This is a genomic window from Pseudonocardia cypriaca, assembly GCF_006717045.1.
Classification (GTDB): Bacteria; Actinomycetota; Actinomycetes; order Mycobacteriales; family Pseudonocardiaceae; genus Pseudonocardia; species Pseudonocardia cypriaca.
In genome coordinates this window covers 1,890,767-1,908,756 of record NZ_VFPH01000002.1, presented here as the reverse complement: position 1 = coordinate 1,908,756, position 17,990 = coordinate 1,890,767, and the positions used below count along the sequence as shown (strand labels likewise).

Sequence of the window (17,990 nt, the reverse complement as noted above, 5' to 3'; positions counted from 1 at the left end):
CGCTCGAGGTAGACGTGACGGGGTTTCAGCGGCTCCAGACCCCGCTCACGTCTACCCCGCGCATTCCCACGCGCGGGTCAGCTGCGCGACGATCAGGCCGGGCCGCCGGAGGATCTCGAACTTGGTGTAGCGGTAGATGCGCCAGCGCCTGTCGACCAGGCCGGTGTAGCGCCCGACGTCGCGTAGCACCTGTTCCGGTTCGGTGTGGCCCTCGCCCTCGTACTCGATCCCGATCATCAGCTCCGGCCACGCGAGGTCGAGCCAGACGGCGGTCCGAGTGCGTTCGTCCTGCACCGCCCACTGCACCTGCGGCTTCGGCAACCCGGCCTGCACGATCAGCATCCGCAGCCGCGTCTCCATCGGCGACCCGGCGCGACGATCGGCGTGGGCCAGCACGGTGGGCACGAGTTCGTTCCCGCGGGTGCCCCGGTAGCGGGCGCTGAAGTTCAGCAGCAGGTCCGGGTCGAAGCGGTGGACGTTGGCCAGGCGGTCCACTGCCACCACCCGCTCCACCAGGTCACCGCGGCGCGCCAGGTCATACGCGGTGCGCAGCGGGCTGGTGGCCTTGAGGCCCTTCATCTCGGTGATCTCACCTGGATGCAAGCTCGTGCGGTGCACGAGCAGGCCGGGGCGGCTGCGCTGGCCGCGATGGGGCACGGTGACCTCGGCCGGGGCGTCCCATGGCCCGCAGGAGGCGCCGAGCACCTCGGCGGCGGAGTAGCCCGACAGCACCCCCTTCCCCTCCACGTAGCGGTAGGCGGCATTCGAGCGCAGCTTCAGATCGGGTGGGCCGTGGTCGGGTGCGGTGATGTAGGTGTCGGGGAACAGTCGCAGGAACCGCGGGCCGCGCAGCACGTCCGGGGTGACCAGGCCGGCGGCAACCGCGGCGGTGCCGCGGAACGCGACCGGCCACCCCCCGACGTCCCGCACCCGCGAAGCATCGCCCAGCCGCACTGCTTCTCGAGCCCATTTCGGAAATCCCGCTCGGCGTAGACATGAGCGGGGTTGGGCGCCTGCAAATCCCCGCTCTTGTCGACGTCGAGCGTGTGGACAACCACCGACGACCGGGGGCCGCCGGCCCGCCCGGGCAAGGGACGGCCTGACAAAGGCGTGAGCGGGGCCCGGCGCCGCCGGAACCCCGCTCACGTCCTCGAACCGTGGATCAGCGCGACGAGCCCGCCCGCCGCTTGTTGTAGATGTCGAAGGCCACGGCCAGCAGCAGCACGATGCCCTTGACGACGGACTGGATCGGCTGCTCGACGCCCATGAGCTGCATGCCGTTGCTCATGACCGCCATGATCAGGCCACCGACCACGGCGCCGACGACGGTGCCGACGCCGCCGGTCACGGCCGCGCCGCCGATGAACGCCGCGGCGATGGCGTCGAGCTCGAACATGTTGCCCGCCGCCGGCTGGGCGCCGTTGGAGCGGGAGGAGAAGATGATCCCCGCGACCGCGGACAGGACGCCCATGTTGACGAAGATCCAGAAGTTGACGGCCTTGACCTTGACGCCGGAGAGCGTCGCGGCCGACAGGTTGCCGCCGATCGCGTAGACCTGCCGCCCGAACACCGAGCGCCGGGTGACCACGCCGTATGCGAGCACGAGTGCACCGAGGATGATCAGCACGACGGGCAGGCCGCGCGCGTTGGCGAGCTGCCACGCGAAGTACATGACGACGGCGCCGACCAGCACGACCCGGGTGACGAACAGCGGGAACGACTCGACCGGCTGCTGGTAGGTGATGCGGGCCAGGCGGGTGCGGAACCCGCTCACCGCGTATCCGGCCACCCCGATCGCGCCGATGAGCAGCGTGAAGATGTCGTAGCCGGGGCCGCCGAGGAGCCCGTTGAGGAATCCGGTGGCGACCTGCTGGTACTCCGCGGGGAACGGCGAGAGCGAGATGTTGCCGAGCACCTGCTGGGTGAGGCCGCGGAACAGGAGCATGCCTGCGAGCGTCACGATGAACGCCGGGATGCCGACGTAGGCCACCCAGAACCCGTGCCATGCGCCGATCACCACTCCGGTGGCGAGCGCGGCGATGATCCCCACCCACCAGGGCAGACCCTGCTGGATGACCAGGACCGCCGAGATCGCGCCGGTGAGCGCGACCACCGACCCCACGGACAGGTCGATGTGCCCGGCGATGATCACGATGACCATGCCGATCGCCAGCACCAGGATGTACGAGTACTGCAGGATGATGTTCGTGATGTTGATCGGGCTGAGCGATACGCCGTCGGTCAGGATCGCGAACAGGGCGATGATGGCCACGAACGCCACGTAGATGCCGCTCTGCCGCATGTTGCGGGTGAGCAGCTCCCGGACGTTGCTCGTGCCGGTGTGCAGCGCGACCGACGTGCTGGCGCCCTCGGGCGCCTTCTCCTCGGGGGGTGCGGTCCTGGTCATGCCGCGGTCTCCCTCTCCTTGGTCATGAGGGCCATCAGGGTCTCCTGGGTCGCTTCCCGCACCGGCACCTCACCGGTGATCCGGCCCGCGGACAGCGTGTAGATGCGGTCGCAGATGCCGAGCAGCTCCGGCAGCTCGGACGAGATCACGACCACCGCCTTGCCCGCCGCGACGAGCCGGTTGATGATGAGGTAGATCTCGTACTTGGCGCCGACGTCGATACCGCGGGTGGGCTCGTCGAGTATCAGCACGTCCGGGTCTGTGAACAGCCACTTGGACAGCACGACCTTCTGCTGGTTGCCGCCGGACAGCTTGCCCACGACGCTCATGACGCTCGGCGCCTTGATGTTGAGGCTGCGCCGGCTCTCCTCGGCGACCTTGATCTCCTCGTTGCCGTTGACCCAGCCGCGGGTGGCGAGCTTGTCGAGCGCGGCGGCCGAGACGTTGCGCCGGATGTCCTCGATGAGGTTGAGGCCGTAGCGCTTGCGGTCCTCCGTGGCGTAGGCGATGCCGTTGGCGATCGCCTCGGCCACGGTGCGCGTGCGCACCTCCTTGCCGTGCACGAAGATCCGGCCGGAGATGTTGCGCCCGTACGACCGCCCGAAGATGCTCATCGCCAGTTCGGTGCGGCCGGCGCCCATGAGCCCGGCGATCCCGACGACCTCGCCTGCGCGCGCGGTGAAGTTGGCTCCCTCGACGACCGTCCGGTCCTGCGTGGGGTGCCAGACCGTCCAGTCCTCGATGCGCAGCACCTCCTCGCCGGGCTCCGACTCCCGATCGGGGTAGAAGCTCTCGAGGTCGCGGCCCACCATCCCGCGGATGATCCGGTCCTGCGTCGACTCCGGATCGCTCATGTCCATGGTCTCGACGGTGCGGCCGTCGCGGATGACGGTGGTGCGGTCGGCGATGCTGATGATCTCGTTCAGCTTGTGCGAGATCATGATCGAGGTGATGCCGCGGTCCTTGAGCGCGCGCAGCAGGTCGAGCAGGTGGGCCGAGTCGTTGTCGTTCAGCGCTGCGGTCGGCTCGTCGAGGATCAGCAGCCGCACGTCCTTCGACAGGGCCTTCGCGATCTCGACGAGCTGCTGCTTGCCCACCCCGAGCTGGCCGACGGGCGTGACGGCGGACTCGTCGAGGCCGACCTCGGCGAGTAGCCGGGTGGCGTCGGCGTTGGTCCGGTTCCAGTCGATCAGCCCGCTCTTACCCCTGCGCTCGTTGCCCAGGAAGATGTTCTCGGCGATCGACAGGTAGGGGACCAGGGCGAGCTCCTGGTGGATGATCACGATGCCGACGTGCTCGCTGTCGCGGATGCCCGAGAACTGGACGGTCTCGCCGTCGTAGACGATCTCGCCCTCGTAGTCGCCGGTGGGGTGGACGCCGGAGAGGACCTTCATCAGCGTCGACTTGCCGGCGCCGTTCTCACCGCAGATCGCGTGGATCTCCCCGCGTCGCACGGCGAAGTTCACGTCCGACAGTGCCTTGACGCCGGGGAAGGTCTTGGTGATGCCGCGCATCTCCAGGATGTAGTCGTCCATGAACCTCTTCGATCTCTAGGTCGTCCTCGTGGTGCGCGTTGTGGTTGCCCCCCGCGGATACGGCCTGATTGTGCGTGGTTCGGCGGGCCCCGGCAGCCTGTGCAGCCGGGACCCGCCGCGTTCTGGAGCCCGCGTCAGCTCGCCTGACCGTTGGCGACCTCCTGGGCCGTCCAGTAGCCGGTGTCGATGAGCGCGGACTGGATGTTGTCCTTGTAGACCGTGACGACCGGCAGGAGGTACGACGGGACGACCTTGACCCCGTTGTCGTACGTCGTGGTGTCGTTGGCCTGGGGCTGGCTGCCCGAGAGGTAGGCCTTGGTGGCGATGACGCCCTGCTCGGCCAGCTGGCGGGTGTCCTTGAAGATCGTCGAGCTCTGCACGCCGTCGGAGATCAGCTTGACCGACGCGATCTCCGCGTCCTGCCCGGTGACGATGGGCATCGGGTTGGCGCCGCCGGCGGTCGTCGGGCCGTAGCCGGCGTTCTGCAGCGCGGTGATGATGCCGCGGGACAGGCCGTCGTACGGCGACAGGACGCCGTTGACCTTGCTGCCGTCGCTGTAGGCGGAGGTCAGCAGGTCCTCCATGCGCCGCTGCGCGGTCTCCTGCTGCCAGCGCAGGATGGCGGCCTGCTCGATCGCCCGCTGGCCGCTCTTGACGACGAGCGTGCCGTTGTCGAGCAGCGGCTGCAGCACCGACATCGCGCCGTTCCAGAAGAAGAAGGCGTTGTTGTCGTCCAGTGAGCCGGCGAAGAGCTCGACGTTGAACGGCCCGGTGGCCGTGCCCTGCGAGCCGTCGGCGTTCTTGATGCCGAGCCCGGTCAGCAGCGCCTCGGCCTGCGCGACGCCCACCTGGAAGTTGTCGAACGTGACGTAGAAGTCGACGTTCGGGCTGTTGCGGATGAGCCGGTCGTAGGAGATGACCGGGATGTTCTGCGACTTGGCCGTCTGCAGCTGGCTGGAGAGCGCCGTGCCGTCGATCGCGGCGATGATCAGCGCGTCGGCGCCCTGGGTGATCATCTGGTCGATCTGCTGCGACTGCGTCGGGATGTCGTTGTTCCCGAACTGCAGGCTGACCTGGTAGCCGGCCTGCTCGAGCTGCTCCTTGACGGAGTTGCCGTCGGCGATCCACCGCTCGGACTCCTGGGTGGGCATAGCCACGCCGACGAGCAGGTCTCCCGGCTGCTGCTGCGCAGGGGCGCCGCCGCCGCCACCGGCGCCGCCACCGCCACCGGCGCCTCCGCCGGCACAGGCCGCCAGCGCGAACGCCATGACGGCGCCCGCGGCGACCAATCCGAGCTTCTTGTGCACGTCTCCTCCTCGAGATGCCTGCCCGTAGATGAGCCGGGCCGTCCCGCGGTGGGCGGGCGACCCAATGTGAGCGCTAACAGGGGGTAGCGTCAACCCCTCTGGCGTACGCAGCCGTCACGGTCCGATAACGCAGCCGCAACGGTCACCCGCTGCGCACCCGCGGTCACCGTAGTGCCTGGGGTGGGGTTTCCCCCCGTCACGAACGGGGTGTCTCCGCCAGTGATCACAGCGCCCCCGCCGACCACGCTGGTACCTGGTCGAGGGGGGCGGGATGGACGTCGCACTGCTGCTTCACAGCGCGTGGGTGCTGCCGGCGCTCGCGCTGCTCGTGGCGCTGGACGGGCCGTTCCCGGTGGTGCCGAGCGAGCCGTTGCTCATGACGGCGTCCGCGGTGGCGATCGGCATGGAGGACGTGCCGATGGCGCTGGGGCTGTTCGCGGCGGCCTTCGTGGGGTCGGTGGCGGGTGACCACCTGCTCTTCGCGCTCGGGCGCACGTCGCGCAGGCTGGCCCGTCCCGGCACCGGTGGCCTCGGGGGATGGGTGCGGCGCAACATCGCCGACCGGCCCGCCGTCACGATCGTCGGGGCGCGGTTCGTGCCCGCGGGGCGGCTGGTCAGCACCACCGCCGCCGGGAGGTACGGCCTCTCGCCGCGCCGGTTCCTGCCCTGCTCGCTCGCCAGCTCGGCGCTGTGGGCCTGCTACATGATGGGGGTCGGGCTGCTGCTGGGCCCGCTCACGGGCGGTGACCCCCTGCGCGGCCTGCTGGCCGGTATCGCCATGGGAGCCGTCACCGCCGGCGCGTTCGCCCTGGTGGAGCGGCTGCGCCCCCGCCGGTCAACGGACGGCGAGCAGATCACGCACCAGCTCGGCGTCGTCGCCGTCCGACCGGGCCCGTAGCAGGAGCGCGACGTCGCGCTCCGGGCGAGCGATCGTCGGGGACCCCTCCCCGCACGGCGTGGTGTGCTCCGCGAGGTACCGACCAAGACGTCCTCGCCCCCGGGAGGTTCGCATGCCCGCTCTGCGGGGTCTCGCGCGTTCGGCCGCGGCGCTCGCCGCGGCGTTCGTGACCACCGTGCTCAGCGCCGCACCCGCAGCAGCCGTGGTCGTGGTGCCGGACGCACCCGCCGGCTCGGAACGCGCGGTCGCGACGGTGCACCCGGCCCTCGTGCGCGTCACCGGCACGTTCTGGGGCTGGGTGCACAACAGGGAGGGCAGCTACGCCAACAACGGCGAGCCGTACACCTTCGTCTTCACGTGCAGCGGCTTCGGCGTGCATCCCGACGGGTACATCGCCACCGCAGGGCACTGCGTCGACGCGAACGACTGGAGCGTACGAGAAGCTCTCGTCCAGGCGGCGGCCGAAGAGGTGGTCGCGGGTCGTCCCGACCTCCCGCTGGACGAGGTCTTCAGGCACGGCCTGGCGGCGTGGGCCGTCGAGGGCGAGACGCCCGGTGCACCGATCATGAGCGAGATCCGGGTCACCGGTATCGCGGGCACCTCGCCGGACGGGCTGCTCGCCCGCGTCGTCGACGACCGCCCCAGCGGGCAGGGCGACGTCGGGCTGCTGAAGGTCGACACGACCGGCCTCCCCACGGTGGAGCTCACCACCGGGCCCGGCCCGTCGGTCGGCACACCGGTGGTCGTCGCGGGCTACTCGGAGAGCGTCGGCGAGCGCATCACCCCCGGTGCCACTCCCATGTTCGAGGGCGGCTCCGTCGACGAGGTCGTGACCGACGGCGGCCGCCCCGTCCACCGGACGAACATCACCCCCGAGGTCGGCACGAGCGGTGGACCCGCTGTCGACGACAGCGGCCGTGTGCTCGGCATCAACAGCGTTCGCACGTCGGGCGCGGGCCTGTTCAGCCTGGTCGTCCCGGTCAGCGGGTTCGTCGAGCTGCTCGGCCGCAACGGTGTGCGCGCCGAGCTGGGCCCGCGCGACCTGCGGTACCGGGATGCCCTCGACGCCTACCGGGGCGGCGAGTACACCGACGCGATCGAGGCGGTCGACCACCTCCAGCAGGAAGGGCCGACGCACCCCCGGATCGCCCAGCTGCGCAGCGAGGCGGAGCACTCCCGGGAGCTGCACGGCGACGCGTCCGAGAACCGGCTGACCACCATCGTGTTCTGGGGGAGCGCCGCGACGGGCGGCATGATCCTGAGCGCCGTGATCGTCGGGCTGCTGGTGGCGCGCAGGCGGCGACCGAGGCCCGTCGTGATGGGGCCGCCCCCGCACCCCCCGTTCCCGGGTCCGGTTCCGCCGCCCGCGTGGCGGCCGGGGCCGCCTGCGGGCGCACCGGTCCACCCCTACGGTCGGCGGCCCCCGGTCCTGGGGCGTGCACCGATGTCCTTCGACGGACCGACCCGGAAGATCAGCACCGCCCCGGACGGCCGGGACGGCTGACGCACGAACGGCGCTCCCGTCCGAGAGGGGTCGGACGAGAGCGCCGTTCGGGCAACGATCAGGTGAGCGGGCGGTCCGTCGGCGCGATCGGGCGGGGCAGCACGTCCCGGCCGGTCAGGTAGCCGTCCACGCCCGCAGCGGCCGCGCGGCCCTCCGCGATCGCCCAGACGATCAGGCTCTGGCCACGGCCCATGTCGCCCGCGGAGAACACGCCGTCGACGCTGGTCATGAAGTTGGCGTCGCGGGCGACGTTGCCGCGCTGGTCCAGCTCAACACCGAGGTCGGTGAGCAGCTTGCCCTTCTCCGGCCCGACGAAGCCCATCGCGAGCAGCACGAGCTGGGCGGGCAGCTCCTTCTCGGTGCCCTCGACCGGCACGAAGCGGCCGGTCTCGTCGCGCGTGACCTCGACGAGCCGCAGCGCCGCGAGCTTGCCGTCGGAGTCGGCGACGAACTCGGTGGTGTTCACCGAGAACAGCCGCTCGCCGCCCTCCTCGTGGGCCGAGGACACCCGGTAGACCATCGGGTAGGTCGGCCACGGCATGCCCTCGGTGCGCTTCTCCGGCGGCGTGGGCATGATCTCCAGCTGCGTGACCGAGCGGGCGCCCTGGCGGTGGGCGGTGCCGAGGCAGTCGGCGCCGGTGTCGCCGCCACCGATGATCACCACGTCCTTGCCCGCCGCGGTGATCGGCGGGGCGTCGATGTCGCCCTGCTGCACGTGGTTGGCCCACGGCAGGTACTCCATCGCCTGGTAGACACCCTCGACCTCGCGGCCGGGCGCCGGCAGGTCGCGCCATGCGGTGGCCCCGCCCGCGAGCACGACGGCGTCGTACTCCTCGCGCAGCTGCTCGGCCGTGACGTCGCTGCCGACGTCGACGGAGGCGCAGAACTGCGTGCCCTCCGCCCGCATCTGGTCGAGGCGCCGGTCGAGCCGGTTCTTCTCCATCTTGAACTCGGGGATGCCGTAGCGCAGGAGGCCGCCGATGCGGTCGGCACGCTCGAACACCACGACGTCGTGCCCGACGCGGGTGAGCTGCTGCGCGGCGGCGAGCCCGGCAGGCCCGGACCCGACGACGGCCACCTTCTTGCCGGTCTTCTTCGTCGGGGGCTGTGGCGCGACCCAGCCCTCCTTGAACGCGTGGTCGATGATCTGCAGCTCGACCTGCTTGATCGTGACCGCGTCGCTGTTGATCGCGAGCACGCACGCCGCCTCGCACGGGGCGGGGCACAGCGTCCCGGTGAACTCCGGGAAGTTGTTGGTGGCGTGCAGCCGCTCGATCGCCTCGCGCCAGTCGTGGCGGTAGACGAGGTTGTTCCACTCCGGGATGAGGTTCCCGAGCGGGCAGCCCTGGTGGCAGAACGGGATGCCGCAGTCCATGCAGCGGCTGGCCTGCCGCTCGAGCTCGTTGTCCGGGAACTCCTCGTAGACCTCCCGCCAGTCCATGAGCCGCAGCGGGACGGGACGGCGGGTCGGGGTCTCGCGGGGGACCTTCAGGAAGCCCTTCGGGTCAGCCATGCGCGGCCTCCATAATTGCTTCGTTGACGTCGCGGCCGTCGCGCTCGGCCGCGGCGCGGGCGTCCAGGACCCGCTTGTAGTCCTTGGGCATGACCTTGCCGAACCGCTCGACGGCGTCGTCCCAGTGGGTCAGCAGGTTCCACGCGACCGCCGAGTCGGTCTCGGCGTGGTGGCGCGCGACGGTGTCGCGCAGGAATGCGCGGTCGTCGTCGTCGAGCGGGTCGATGTCGACCATCTCGCCGTTGACCCGGTGCCGGGGCAGGTCGAGGACGTACGCGACGCCCCCGGACATGCCCGCCGCGAAATTGCGCCCGACCTTGCCGAGCACCACCACGCGGCCGCCGGTCATGTACTCGCAGCCGTGGTCGCCCACGCCCTCGACGACGGCGAGAGCGCCCGAGTTGCGCACGCAGAACCGCTCGCCGACGACACCGCGGATGAACATCTCGCCCGAGGTGGCGCCGTAGCCGATGACGTTGCCCGCGATGACGTTCTCCTCGGCCGCGAACGGGGCCGCCGGGTCGGGGCGCAGCGTGAGCCGCCCGCCCGAGAGGCCCTTGCCGAAGTAGTCGTTGCTGTCACCGACCAGCCGCAGCGTGATCCCCTTGGGCACGAACGCGCCGAAGCTCTGCCCGGCCGAGCCGGTGAGCGTGACGTCGATCGTGTCGTCGGGGAGGCCCTCGCCGCCCCAGCGCCGGGTGAGCTCGTAGCCGAGCATCGTGCCGACGGTGCGGTTGACGTTGCGGACCGGCAGGTCGAGCCGCACCTTGTCGCCGGACGCGAGCGCGCCCTCGCACAGCTGGATCAGCGTGTTGTCGAGCGCCTTCTCCAGGCCGTGGTCCTGCTGCTTCGTGCGGTGGCGCGCGGTGCCGGCCGGCAGCTGCGGCATGTGGAAGATCGGCGAGAGGTCGAGCCCCTCGGTCTTCCAGTGCCGCACGGCGTCGTCGGTGTCGAGCATCTCGGCGTGCCCGACGGCCTCCGCGATCGAGCGGAACCCGAGCCGCGCCAGGTACTCGCGCACCTCCTCCGCGACGAACCGCATGAAGTTGACGACGTACTCCGGGCGCCCGTCGAACCGCTTGCGCAGCTCCGGGTTCTGCGTGGCGACGCCGACCGGACAGGTGTCGAGGTGGCAGACCCGCATCATGATGCAGCCCGACACCACCAGCGGCGCGGTGGCGAAGCCGAACTCCTCGGCCCCGAGCAGCGCAGCGATGACGACGTCGCGGCCGGTCTTGAGCTGGCCGTCGGCCTGCACGACGATCCGGTCGCGCAGGCCGTTGCGCAGCAGGGTCTGCTGGGTCTCCGCGAGCCCCAGCTCCCACGGCCCGCCCGCGTGCTTGATCGACGACAGCGGTGAAGCGCCGGTGCCGCCGTCGTGGCCCGAGATGAGCACGACGTCGGAGTAGGCCTTCGCCACGCCGGCCGCGACCGTGCCGACGCCGACCTGGCTCACCAGCTTCACGTGGACGCGGGCGCGCGGGTTGGCGTTCTTGAGGTCGTGGATGAGCTGCTTGATGTCCTCGATCGAGTAGATGTCGTGGTGCGGCGGCGGTGAGATCAGCCCGACCCCCGGCGTGGAGAACCGGGTCTTCGCGATCCACGGGTAGACCTTCGCGCCGGGCAGCTGCCCGCCCTCGCCCGGCTTGGCGCCCTGCGAGATCTTGATCTGCAGGTCGTCGGCGTTGACCAGGTACTCGCTGGTGACGCCGAAACGGCCGGACGCGACCTGCTTGATCGCGCTGCGCCGGGAGTCGCCGTTCGCCTCGACCGTGTAGCGGTCGGCGTCCTCGCCGCCCTCACCGGTGTTGGACTTGCCGCCGAGGCGGTTCATCGCGATGGCGAGGGTCTCGTGCATCTCCTTGGAGATCGAGCCGTAGGAGATGGCGCCGGTCGCGAACCGCTTGACGATCTCCTCGACGGGCTCGACCTCGTCGATCGGCACCGGCGGCCGCACGCCCTCCTTGAACCGGAACAGGCCGCGCAGCGTCATGAGCCTGCCCGCCTGCTCGTCGACGGCGCGCGTGTACTCCTTGAAGACGTCGTAGCGCCCCTGGCGCGTCGAGTGCTGCAGCCTGAACACCGTCTGCGGGTTGAACAGGTGCAGCTCGCCCTCGCGGCGCCACTGGTACTCGCCGCCAACCGGGAGCGTGCGGTGGTTGGGCCGGACGTCGTCGGACGGGAAGGCGCGGCGGTGCTGGATCAGCACCTCCTCGGCCAGCTCGTCGAACCCGACACCGCCGAGGCGCGACGTGGTGCCCGCGAAGCAGGAGTCGATGACGTCGGGCCCGAGGCCGATCGCCTCGAAGATCTGCGCGCCCGTGTAGGACGCGACCGTCGAGACGCCGATCTTCGACATCGTCTTGCGGACGCCCTTGCCGAGCGCCTTCACCAGGTTGTACGCGGCCTGCTCCGGTGTGACACCGGGGATGTCGCCGCGCGCGGCCAGGTCCTCGACGGTGGCCATCGCCAGGTACGGGTTGACGGCCGCGGCGCCGTAGCCGAGCAGCAGCGCGATGTGGTGCACCTCGCGCGCGTCGCCCGCCTCCACGATGAGCCCCACCCGGCTGCGGGTCTTCTCGCGCACCAGGTGGTGGTGCACCGCGCCGGTGAGCAGCAGCGACGGGATCGGGGCGAAGTCCTTCGTGACGCCCCGGTTGGACAGCACGATGAGCCGTGCGCCGTCCTCGATGGCCTCCGAGACCTCGGTGCAGATCTCCTTGAGCCGCCGGGAGAGCCCCGCCCCGCCGTCGGCGGCCTTGAAGACGCCCTTGGCCGTGACGCTGGCGAAGCCGGGCAGCTCGCCGTCGTCATTGATGTGGATGATCTTGGCGAGGTCGTCGTTGCCCAGCACCGGGAACGGCACGACGATCGTCCTGCAGTTCGCCGGGGTGGCGTCGAGCAGGTTCTGCTCAGGGCCGAGCAGGCTCTGCAGCGACGTGACCAGCTCCTCGCGGATCGCGTCCAGAGGCGGGTTGGTGACCTGCGCGAACAGCTGGGTGAAGTAGTCGAACAGCTGCCGCGGGCGCGACGAGAACGGCGCGAGCGGCGCGTCGTTGCCCATCGAGCCGATCGGCTCGGCCCCGCTGGTGGCCATCGGCTTGAGGAGGATGTTGAGCTCCTCCTCGGTGTAGCCGAACGACTGCTGCCGGTGGGTGATCGCGGAGTGGTCGTAGATCTCGCGCTCGCGCGTCGGCAGCTCGTCGAGGTGGATCAGGCCGGCGTGCAGCCAGTCGGCGTACGGGTGCTCGGCCGCGAGCGCGCCCTTGATCTCGGCGTCGTCGAGGATGCGGCCCTGCGCGGTGTCCACGAGGAACATGCGGCCGGGTTCGAGGCGGCCCTTGCGCACCACGGCCGACGGCTCGACGTCCAGCACACCCACCTCGGACGCGAGCACGACCGTGCCGTCCTCGGTGATCCAGTAGCGGGCGGGGCGCAGACCGTTGCGGTCGAGCACGGCGCCGATCTGGGTGCCGTCGGTGAACGCGACGAGCGCGGGCCCGTCCCACGGCTCCATCAGAGTGGAGTGGAACTCGTAGAAGGCCCGGCGGGCCGGGTCCATCTCGTCGTGGTTCTCCCACGCCTCCGGGATCATCATCAGGACGGCGTGCGGCAGGCTCCGGCCGCCCAGGTGCAGCAGCTCGAGGACCTCGTCGAACGTGGCGGAGTCGCTCGCGTCCGGCGTGACGATGGGCGACAGGCGTGCGAGGTCACCCGGGATGAGGTCGGACTCCAGCAGCGCCTCGCGCGAGGCCATCCAGTTGCGGTTGCCGCGCAGCGTGTTGATCTCGCCGTTGTGGGCGACGTAGCGGTACGGGTGGGCGAGCGGCCACGCGGGGAACGTGTTGGTGGAGAACCGGGAGTGCACGACGGCGAGCGCGCTCGTGACGCGCTCGTCGGACAGGTCCGGGTAGAACGCCTCGACCTGCGGCTCGGCGAGCATGCCCTTGTAGACGATGGTGCGCGGCGACAGGCTCGGGAAGTAGGCGCCGGTGGCGTGCTCGGCGCGCTTCCGGAGGCAGAACGCGCGGCGCTCCAGGTCGATGCCGGTCTCGCCGGCGGGCCCCGCCACGAACAGCTGGCGGAAGCTCGGCATGGCGTCGCGCGCCATCGGGCCCAGGTCGGCGGCGTCGGGATCGGTGGGCAGCTCGCGCCAGCCCAGCACCTCGAGGCCTTCCTCGGCGGCGATCTTCTCGATCTCGGCCACGGCGACGTCCGCATCGGCCGCGTCAGCGGGCAGGAACGCGGTGCCGACGGCGTAGGCGCCCTCGTCGGGCAGCGGGAAGTCCACGACGGCCCGGAAGAACTCGTCGGGCACCTGGATCAGGATGCCCGCGCCGTCCCCGGTGTTGGCCTCCGCGCCGCGCGCGCCGCGATGCTCCATCCGCAGCAGCGCGGTGAGCGCCTTGCGGACGATGCCGTGGTCGCGGCGACCGGCGAGATCGGCGACGAAGGCGACGCCGCAGGCGTCGTGCTCGAACTCCGGGTCGTAGAGCCCGGACGAGGTACCCGCTGGGATCGCAGCCAAGAGTGCCTCCTGTTGTCGTCTCGGTGCACCCCGACACCAGCATCGGGACGACGGTGTAGACGAGTGTGTGGTGGTGGACGTTCAGGGGAAAGGGGAGTATCGGTCCGACCTGCCCGCGCCGCCGGTTCTGGCGCCCCCGTCCGCGTGCGGCGCAGCACCGTGCGTCCGGACGTGGTGGGCCTCGGACACCGGCACGACGACCGGTCGCCGTCGTGGGGCATCCCGGAGTTCTCCGCACGGGTGCGAGCGCGCACGCGTCAGCGGGTGCGGTTTCGCCGGAACAATGTCGCACGTGGGAGCGGCGATTCGCCAGAGAGAGCCGCAGTGACCACAGTGACCGGCCTCGAACGCGCGAGATCGACCGTACGCCCTGTAATGTGTACGGCCGGTTTCCTCGGCGTGACCTCGTGGCGCCGCCCACCCTACTCGCCCCGTGAGCGACCGGGCGCAGGATGTGATCGGGGCACACTGCGGGTGTGGACGCACGTTCCCTGCTCGCCGACGTGGCCGGGTTCGGCCCGTTCTTCACGCTCGGCAGCGGCTCCGGCGAGCGCCCGCTGGCCGACGCGGAGCTGGTCCGCGACCGGATCGAGCGCGTCCGCGGCGCGTTGCGGTGCGCGGAGCGGGTGGCGGCCTCGCTCGCGTTCCAGGGGTTCGCGGCCCAGCTGGCGTCCGCTCCGTACGCGGCCGCCGTGGTGCACGGGGCCGTCCCGGCGCTCGGTCCGGCAACGGTGTGGTGGACGCGTGCGGGCGACGGCGGCTGGACGCCCCGCACCAACGGCACGGCCGTCGTCGGCGTCGACGAGCTCCCCGCGCTGCTCGACGGCCTGCTCGCACCGCTCGTCGGGGCGGTACGGGCGCAGGTCCCGGTGGCCGAACGGCTGCTGTGGGGCAACGCGGCCTCCACGGTCGCGGCCGCCAAGCGGCTGCTCGTGGTGCAGCGGCCCGCGGCGGCCGGCCGGGCGGCAGAGGTGGCGGAGGCGGTGCTCGCCCACGGCCGGTTCGCAGGCACGGGGGAGCTGTTGCCGCCGCGGGACCCCGATCTGGTCTGGACGTTCCGCCGCCGCAGCTGCTGCCTCTACTACCGGGTGCCGGGTGGCGGCCTCTGCGACGACTGCGTTCGATTGCCGCCGCCGCGCTCCGGCCCGCAAGGCGCGGCCACAGCCCGCCAGGGGAGCGGCCTGCCGGACCCGTAGACTCGCGAGGACGAACGGCCGGGCGCGGCCCGCCAGCGGACCCACGTCGCCTGCGGTCCGCGCACATCCCAGTACCAACCGAGGAGTAGTCCCACCGTGAAGAGCACCGTCGAGCGGCTGAGCCCGACGCGAGTCCGCATCAACGTCGAGGTGCCCTTCGACGAGCTGAAGCCGGACTTCGACCGGGCCTACAAGAAGATCGCGCAGCAGGTCAGGGTGCCGGGCTTCCGCCCGGGCAAGGTGCCGGCCCGCATCATCGAGGCCCGGCTCGGCCGCGGCGTCGTGCTCGAGGAGGTCGTCAACGGCGCGGTGCCGGCCAAGTACAGCGAGGCCATCACCAGCGCCGAGGACCTCACCCCGATCGGTCGCCCCGACATCGAGGTCACCGAGATCGCCGACGGCGACAAGCTCTCGTTCAAGGCCGAGGTCGACGTCCGCCCGCAGATCGACCTGCCCGACCTCGCCTCGCTCTCGGTCTCCGTCGACGACGTCGAGGTCAGCGAGGACGACGTCCAGGAGCAGCTGGAGAACCTCCGCGCCCGCTTCGGCACCCTCACCGGTGTGGAGCGGCCCGCGCAGAAGGACGACTTCGTCCTCATCGACCTGTCGGCCACCGTCGACGGCGAGCCCGTCGAGGACGCCACCACCACCGGCTTCTCGTACCAGGTTGGCCAGGGCGGCCTCATCGACGGCATCGACGAGGCGATCGAGGGCCTCTCGGCGGACGAGGAGCGGACCTTCACCACCAAGCTGGTGGCCGGCGAGTTCGCCGACAAGGACGCCGAGGTCACCGTCAAGGTCACGGCCGTCAAGGAGCGCCAGCTCCCCGAGGCCGACGACGAGTTCGCCCAGCTGGCCAGCGAGTTCGACACCCTCGAGGAGCTCACCGCCGACCTGCGGGAGCGGCTCGGCCGGGTCCGGAGGATGGAGCAGGTCACGCAGGCGCGCGACAAGGTGCTCGACGCCATCGTCGAGGCCACCGAGGTGCCGCTGCCGGAGTCCGTCGTGCAGGCCGAGATCGACTCCGCCCTCCACGACGCCGTGCACCCCTTCGACCACGACGAGGCCAAGTTCGAGGAGTTCCTCGTCTCGCAGGGGAGCAGCCGCGAGCAGTTCGACGCCGAGACCAAGGAGGCGGCGGAGAAGTCCGTGCGCACCCGGCTCGTGCTCGACGCGCTCGCCGACCGCGAGCAGACCACCGTGAGCGAAGAGGAGCTCACCGAGCGCATCGTCTTCCAGGCCCAGCAGTACCAGATGCAGCCCGAGGAGTTCGTGCGCCGCATCCAGGAGGCCGGCCAGCTGGGTGCCGTCTACTCCGACGTCCGCCGCAGCAAGGCGCTCATCGCGGCCGTGCGCGCGGCCACCGTCACCGACGCGTCGGGCAGCGAGGTCGACATGTCCGACCTCCTGGGCCCGGATGACGAAGAGGACGCGGAGACCACCGAAGCTCCCGAGGTGAGCGAGGACGCTCCGGCCACCTCCGAGGAGAAGGCGGCCGCCTCTTCCTGAGGCGCGCCACGCCCACAGCGAACAACCTGGCCGTACGCGGCGGATGAGAAGTTCGTCCGCGTAGGGTCGGAACCGATGGACACGCGAGCCGAACCAGCAGAAGGCAGGGTGAAGTGAGGCCAGAGGACATCGGCCCGCGTACGGCGGACCGACTCGTCGGGGAGACGATGCGGCGGGGCGGCGCGCCCGCCTCGATGACGCTGTCCGACTCGGTGTACGAGCGGCTGTTGCAGCAGCGGATCATCGTGCTCGGCCAGCAGGTGGACTCGGAGATCTCGAACCGCATCGCGGCACAGATGCTGCTGCTCGCGGCCGAGGACGCCGAGGCCGACATCTCCCTGTACATCAACTCGCCGGGCGGCTCGGTGCCGGACGGCATGGCGATCTTCGACACGATGCAGTTCATCCCGTGCGACGTCGCGACCTACGGGATGGGCATGGCCGCCTCCATGGGGCAGTTCCTGCTCTCGGCGGGCACGCCCGGCAAGCGGTACGTGCTGCCGCACTGCCAGATCCTGATGCACCAGCCGTCGGCGGGTGTCGGTGGCACCGAGTCGGACATCTCCATCCAGGCGGAGCTGTTCAGGCGCCACAAGCGCGAGATGGCGGAGCTGATCGCCGAGCACACCGGGCAGACCGTCGAGCGGATCGTCGCCGACTTCGACCGCGACCGGTGGTTCTCGGCGCAGGAGGCGCTCGAGTACGGCTTCGTCGACCACGTCATCACCCGCGCCAGCCAGATTCCCGACACGAACCAGAACGGGAGCGCCCGATGAGTTTCCAGATGCCGGGTGGCCGGGCGCCCGAGGCGCCCCAGTCGCGGTACGTGCTGCCCTCCTTCGTCGAGCGCACGAGCTACGGGGTCAAGGAGTCCAACCCGTACAACAAGCTCTTCGAGGAGCGCATCATCTTCCTCGGGGTGCAGATCGACGACGCGTCCGCCAACGACGTGATGGCGCAGCTGCTGTGCCTCGAGTCGGCCGACCCGGACCGCGAGATCAGCATGTACATCAACTCGCCCGGTGGCTCGTTCACGTCGCTCATGGCCATCTACGACACGATGCAGTTCATCCGCCCGGACATCCAGACGGTCTGCCTCGGGCAGGCCGCGTCCGCAGCGGCCGTGCTGCTCGCGGCCGGCACGCCGGGGCGCCGCCTCGCCGTGCAGAACGCGCGCGTGCTGATCCACCAGCCCGCCACCGAGGGCTTCTACGGCCAGGTGTCGGACCTGGAGATCCAGGCGGCCGAGATCTCCCGCATGCGCAGGCTGCTGGAGAGCACGCTGGCCCACCACACCCACCGCACCCCCGAGCAGGTGCACGAGGACATCGAGCGGGACCGGATCCTCACGGCCGAAGAGGCCAAGGAGTACGGGATCGTCGACGAGATCATCCAGAGCCGCAAGCTCTCCGCGGTCTGACAACTTCACGAGGCGGGTCGGCGCCAGGCCTTTCCGGGCCTGCGCCGACCGTCCGCCGACCCGTCACCGAATCTCCGGTGCACGAAGCTCCCCGGGGACCGGGTAGGACGGGTACCGTCCAGAGAGCGCGCCTCCCGGACCCGCCGGGGCAGCGCAGAGAAGGATTTGGGGTC

The 17,990-nt window shown here is 70.9% G+C and carries 12 protein-coding genes; 6 read left to right on the top strand and 6 right to left on the bottom strand.

Annotated elements, in window-relative coordinates:
* Positions 1-51 precede the first annotated feature (51 nt).
* From FB388_RS26570 to chvE, 4 genes are all read right to left on the bottom strand, one after another.
* The gene (locus FB388_RS26570; protein WP_142104875.1) at positions 52-930 is read right to left on the bottom strand and encodes a hypothetical protein; all 879 of its coding nucleotides are present in this window, start codon (positions 928-930) and stop codon (positions 52-54) included.
* 232 nt (positions 931-1,162) lie between these two features.
* Entirely contained in the window at positions 1,163-2,407 is a 1,245-nt protein-coding gene (gene mmsB, locus FB388_RS26565; RefSeq protein WP_142104874.1) for a multiple monosaccharide ABC transporter permease, read from the bottom strand.
* Positions 2,404-3,942, bottom strand: coding sequence for a multiple monosaccharide ABC transporter ATP-binding protein (gene mmsA, locus FB388_RS26560; RefSeq protein ID WP_142104873.1), 1,539 nt, complete (start codon positions 3,940-3,942; stop codon positions 2,404-2,406). Before mmsA ends, mmsB begins: the two co-directional genes overlap by 4 nt.
* 134 nt (positions 3,943-4,076) lie before the next feature.
* The gene (gene chvE, locus FB388_RS26555; RefSeq protein ID WP_142106302.1) at positions 4,077-5,210 is read right to left on the bottom strand and encodes a multiple monosaccharide ABC transporter substrate-binding protein; all 1,134 of its coding nucleotides are present in this window, start codon (positions 5,208-5,210) and stop codon (positions 4,077-4,079) included.
* Positions 5,211-5,520: 310 nt separating this feature from the next.
* Between chvE and FB388_RS26550 the strand changes: the two genes are divergently transcribed.
* Positions 5,521-6,147: a DedA family protein gene (locus FB388_RS26550; protein WP_142104872.1), complete on the top strand. Its 627-nt coding sequence runs from the start codon at positions 5,521-5,523 to the stop codon at positions 6,145-6,147.
* A gap of 112 nt (positions 6,148-6,259) precedes the next feature.
* On the top strand, positions 6,260-7,651 hold the full coding sequence (locus tag FB388_RS26545) for a S1 family peptidase (RefSeq protein ID WP_142104871.1): 1,392 nt from the start codon (positions 6,260-6,262) through the stop codon (positions 7,649-7,651).
* A gap of 58 nt (positions 7,652-7,709) precedes the next feature.
* Here the strand turns inward: FB388_RS26545 and FB388_RS26540 are convergent, their stop codons facing one another.
* Both FB388_RS26540 and gltB read right to left on the bottom strand, forming a co-directional pair.
* On the bottom strand, positions 7,710-9,164 hold the full coding sequence (locus FB388_RS26540; RefSeq protein WP_142104870.1) for a glutamate synthase subunit beta: 1,455 nt from the start codon (positions 9,162-9,164) through the stop codon (positions 7,710-7,712).
* Entirely contained in the window at positions 9,157-13,692 is a 4,536-nt protein-coding gene (gene gltB, locus FB388_RS26535; protein WP_142104869.1) for a glutamate synthase large subunit, read from the bottom strand. The genes FB388_RS26540 and gltB overlap by 8 nt, the downstream gene beginning before the upstream one ends.
* A 476-nt stretch (positions 13,693-14,168) precedes the next feature.
* On the opposite strand from gltB, the gene FB388_RS26530 reads away from it, so the two are divergent.
* The 4 genes from FB388_RS26530 (at position 14,169) to FB388_RS26515 (ending at position 17,817) form a co-directional block, all read left to right on the top strand.
* Entirely contained in the window at positions 14,169-14,888 is a 720-nt protein-coding gene (locus FB388_RS26530) for a (2Fe-2S)-binding protein (RefSeq protein WP_142104868.1), read from the top strand.
* 96 nt (positions 14,889-14,984) lie between these two features.
* Positions 14,985-16,397 (top strand): trigger factor, encoded by a 1,413-nt coding sequence (gene tig / locus FB388_RS26525; protein WP_142104867.1) that lies wholly within the window; start codon positions 14,985-14,987, stop codon positions 16,395-16,397.
* Positions 16,398-16,564: 167 nt separating this feature from the next.
* On the top strand, positions 16,565-17,173 hold the full coding sequence (locus FB388_RS26520) for a ClpP family protease (protein WP_142106301.1): 609 nt from the start codon (positions 16,565-16,567) through the stop codon (positions 17,171-17,173).
* Positions 17,170-17,817, top strand: a complete 648-nt coding sequence (locus FB388_RS26515; protein WP_142104866.1) for an ATP-dependent Clp protease proteolytic subunit — start codon at positions 17,170-17,172, stop codon at positions 17,815-17,817. Before FB388_RS26520 ends, FB388_RS26515 begins: the two co-directional genes overlap by 4 nt.
* Positions 17,818-17,990 lie beyond the last annotated feature (173 nt).

Coding starts and splice junctions, on each gene's coding strand:
- mmsB (WP_142104874.1), bottom strand. CDS start 2,407: ATGACCAGGACCGCACCCCCCGAGGAGAAGGCGCCCGAGGGCGCCAGC.
- mmsA (WP_142104873.1), bottom strand. CDS start 3,942: ATGGACGACTACATCCTGGAGATGCGCGGCATCACCAAGACCTTCCCC.
- chvE (WP_142106302.1), bottom strand. CDS start 5,210: ATGGCGTTCGCGCTGGCGGCCTGTGCCGGCGGAGGCGCCGGTGGCGGT.
- FB388_RS26550 (WP_142104872.1), top strand. CDS start 5,521: ATGGACGTCGCACTGCTGCTTCACAGCGCGTGGGTGCTGCCGGCGCTC.
- FB388_RS26545 (WP_142104871.1), top strand. CDS start 6,260: ATGCCCGCTCTGCGGGGTCTCGCGCGTTCGGCCGCGGCGCTCGCCGCG.
- FB388_RS26540 (WP_142104870.1), bottom strand. CDS start 9,164: ATGGCTGACCCGAAGGGCTTCCTGAAGGTCCCCCGCGAGACCCCGACC.
- FB388_RS26520 (WP_142106301.1), top strand. CDS start 16,565: ATGCGGCGGGGCGGCGCGCCCGCCTCGATGACGCTGTCCGACTCGGTG.
- FB388_RS26515 (WP_142104866.1), top strand. CDS start 17,170: ATGAGTTTCCAGATGCCGGGTGGCCGGGCGCCCGAGGCGCCCCAGTCG.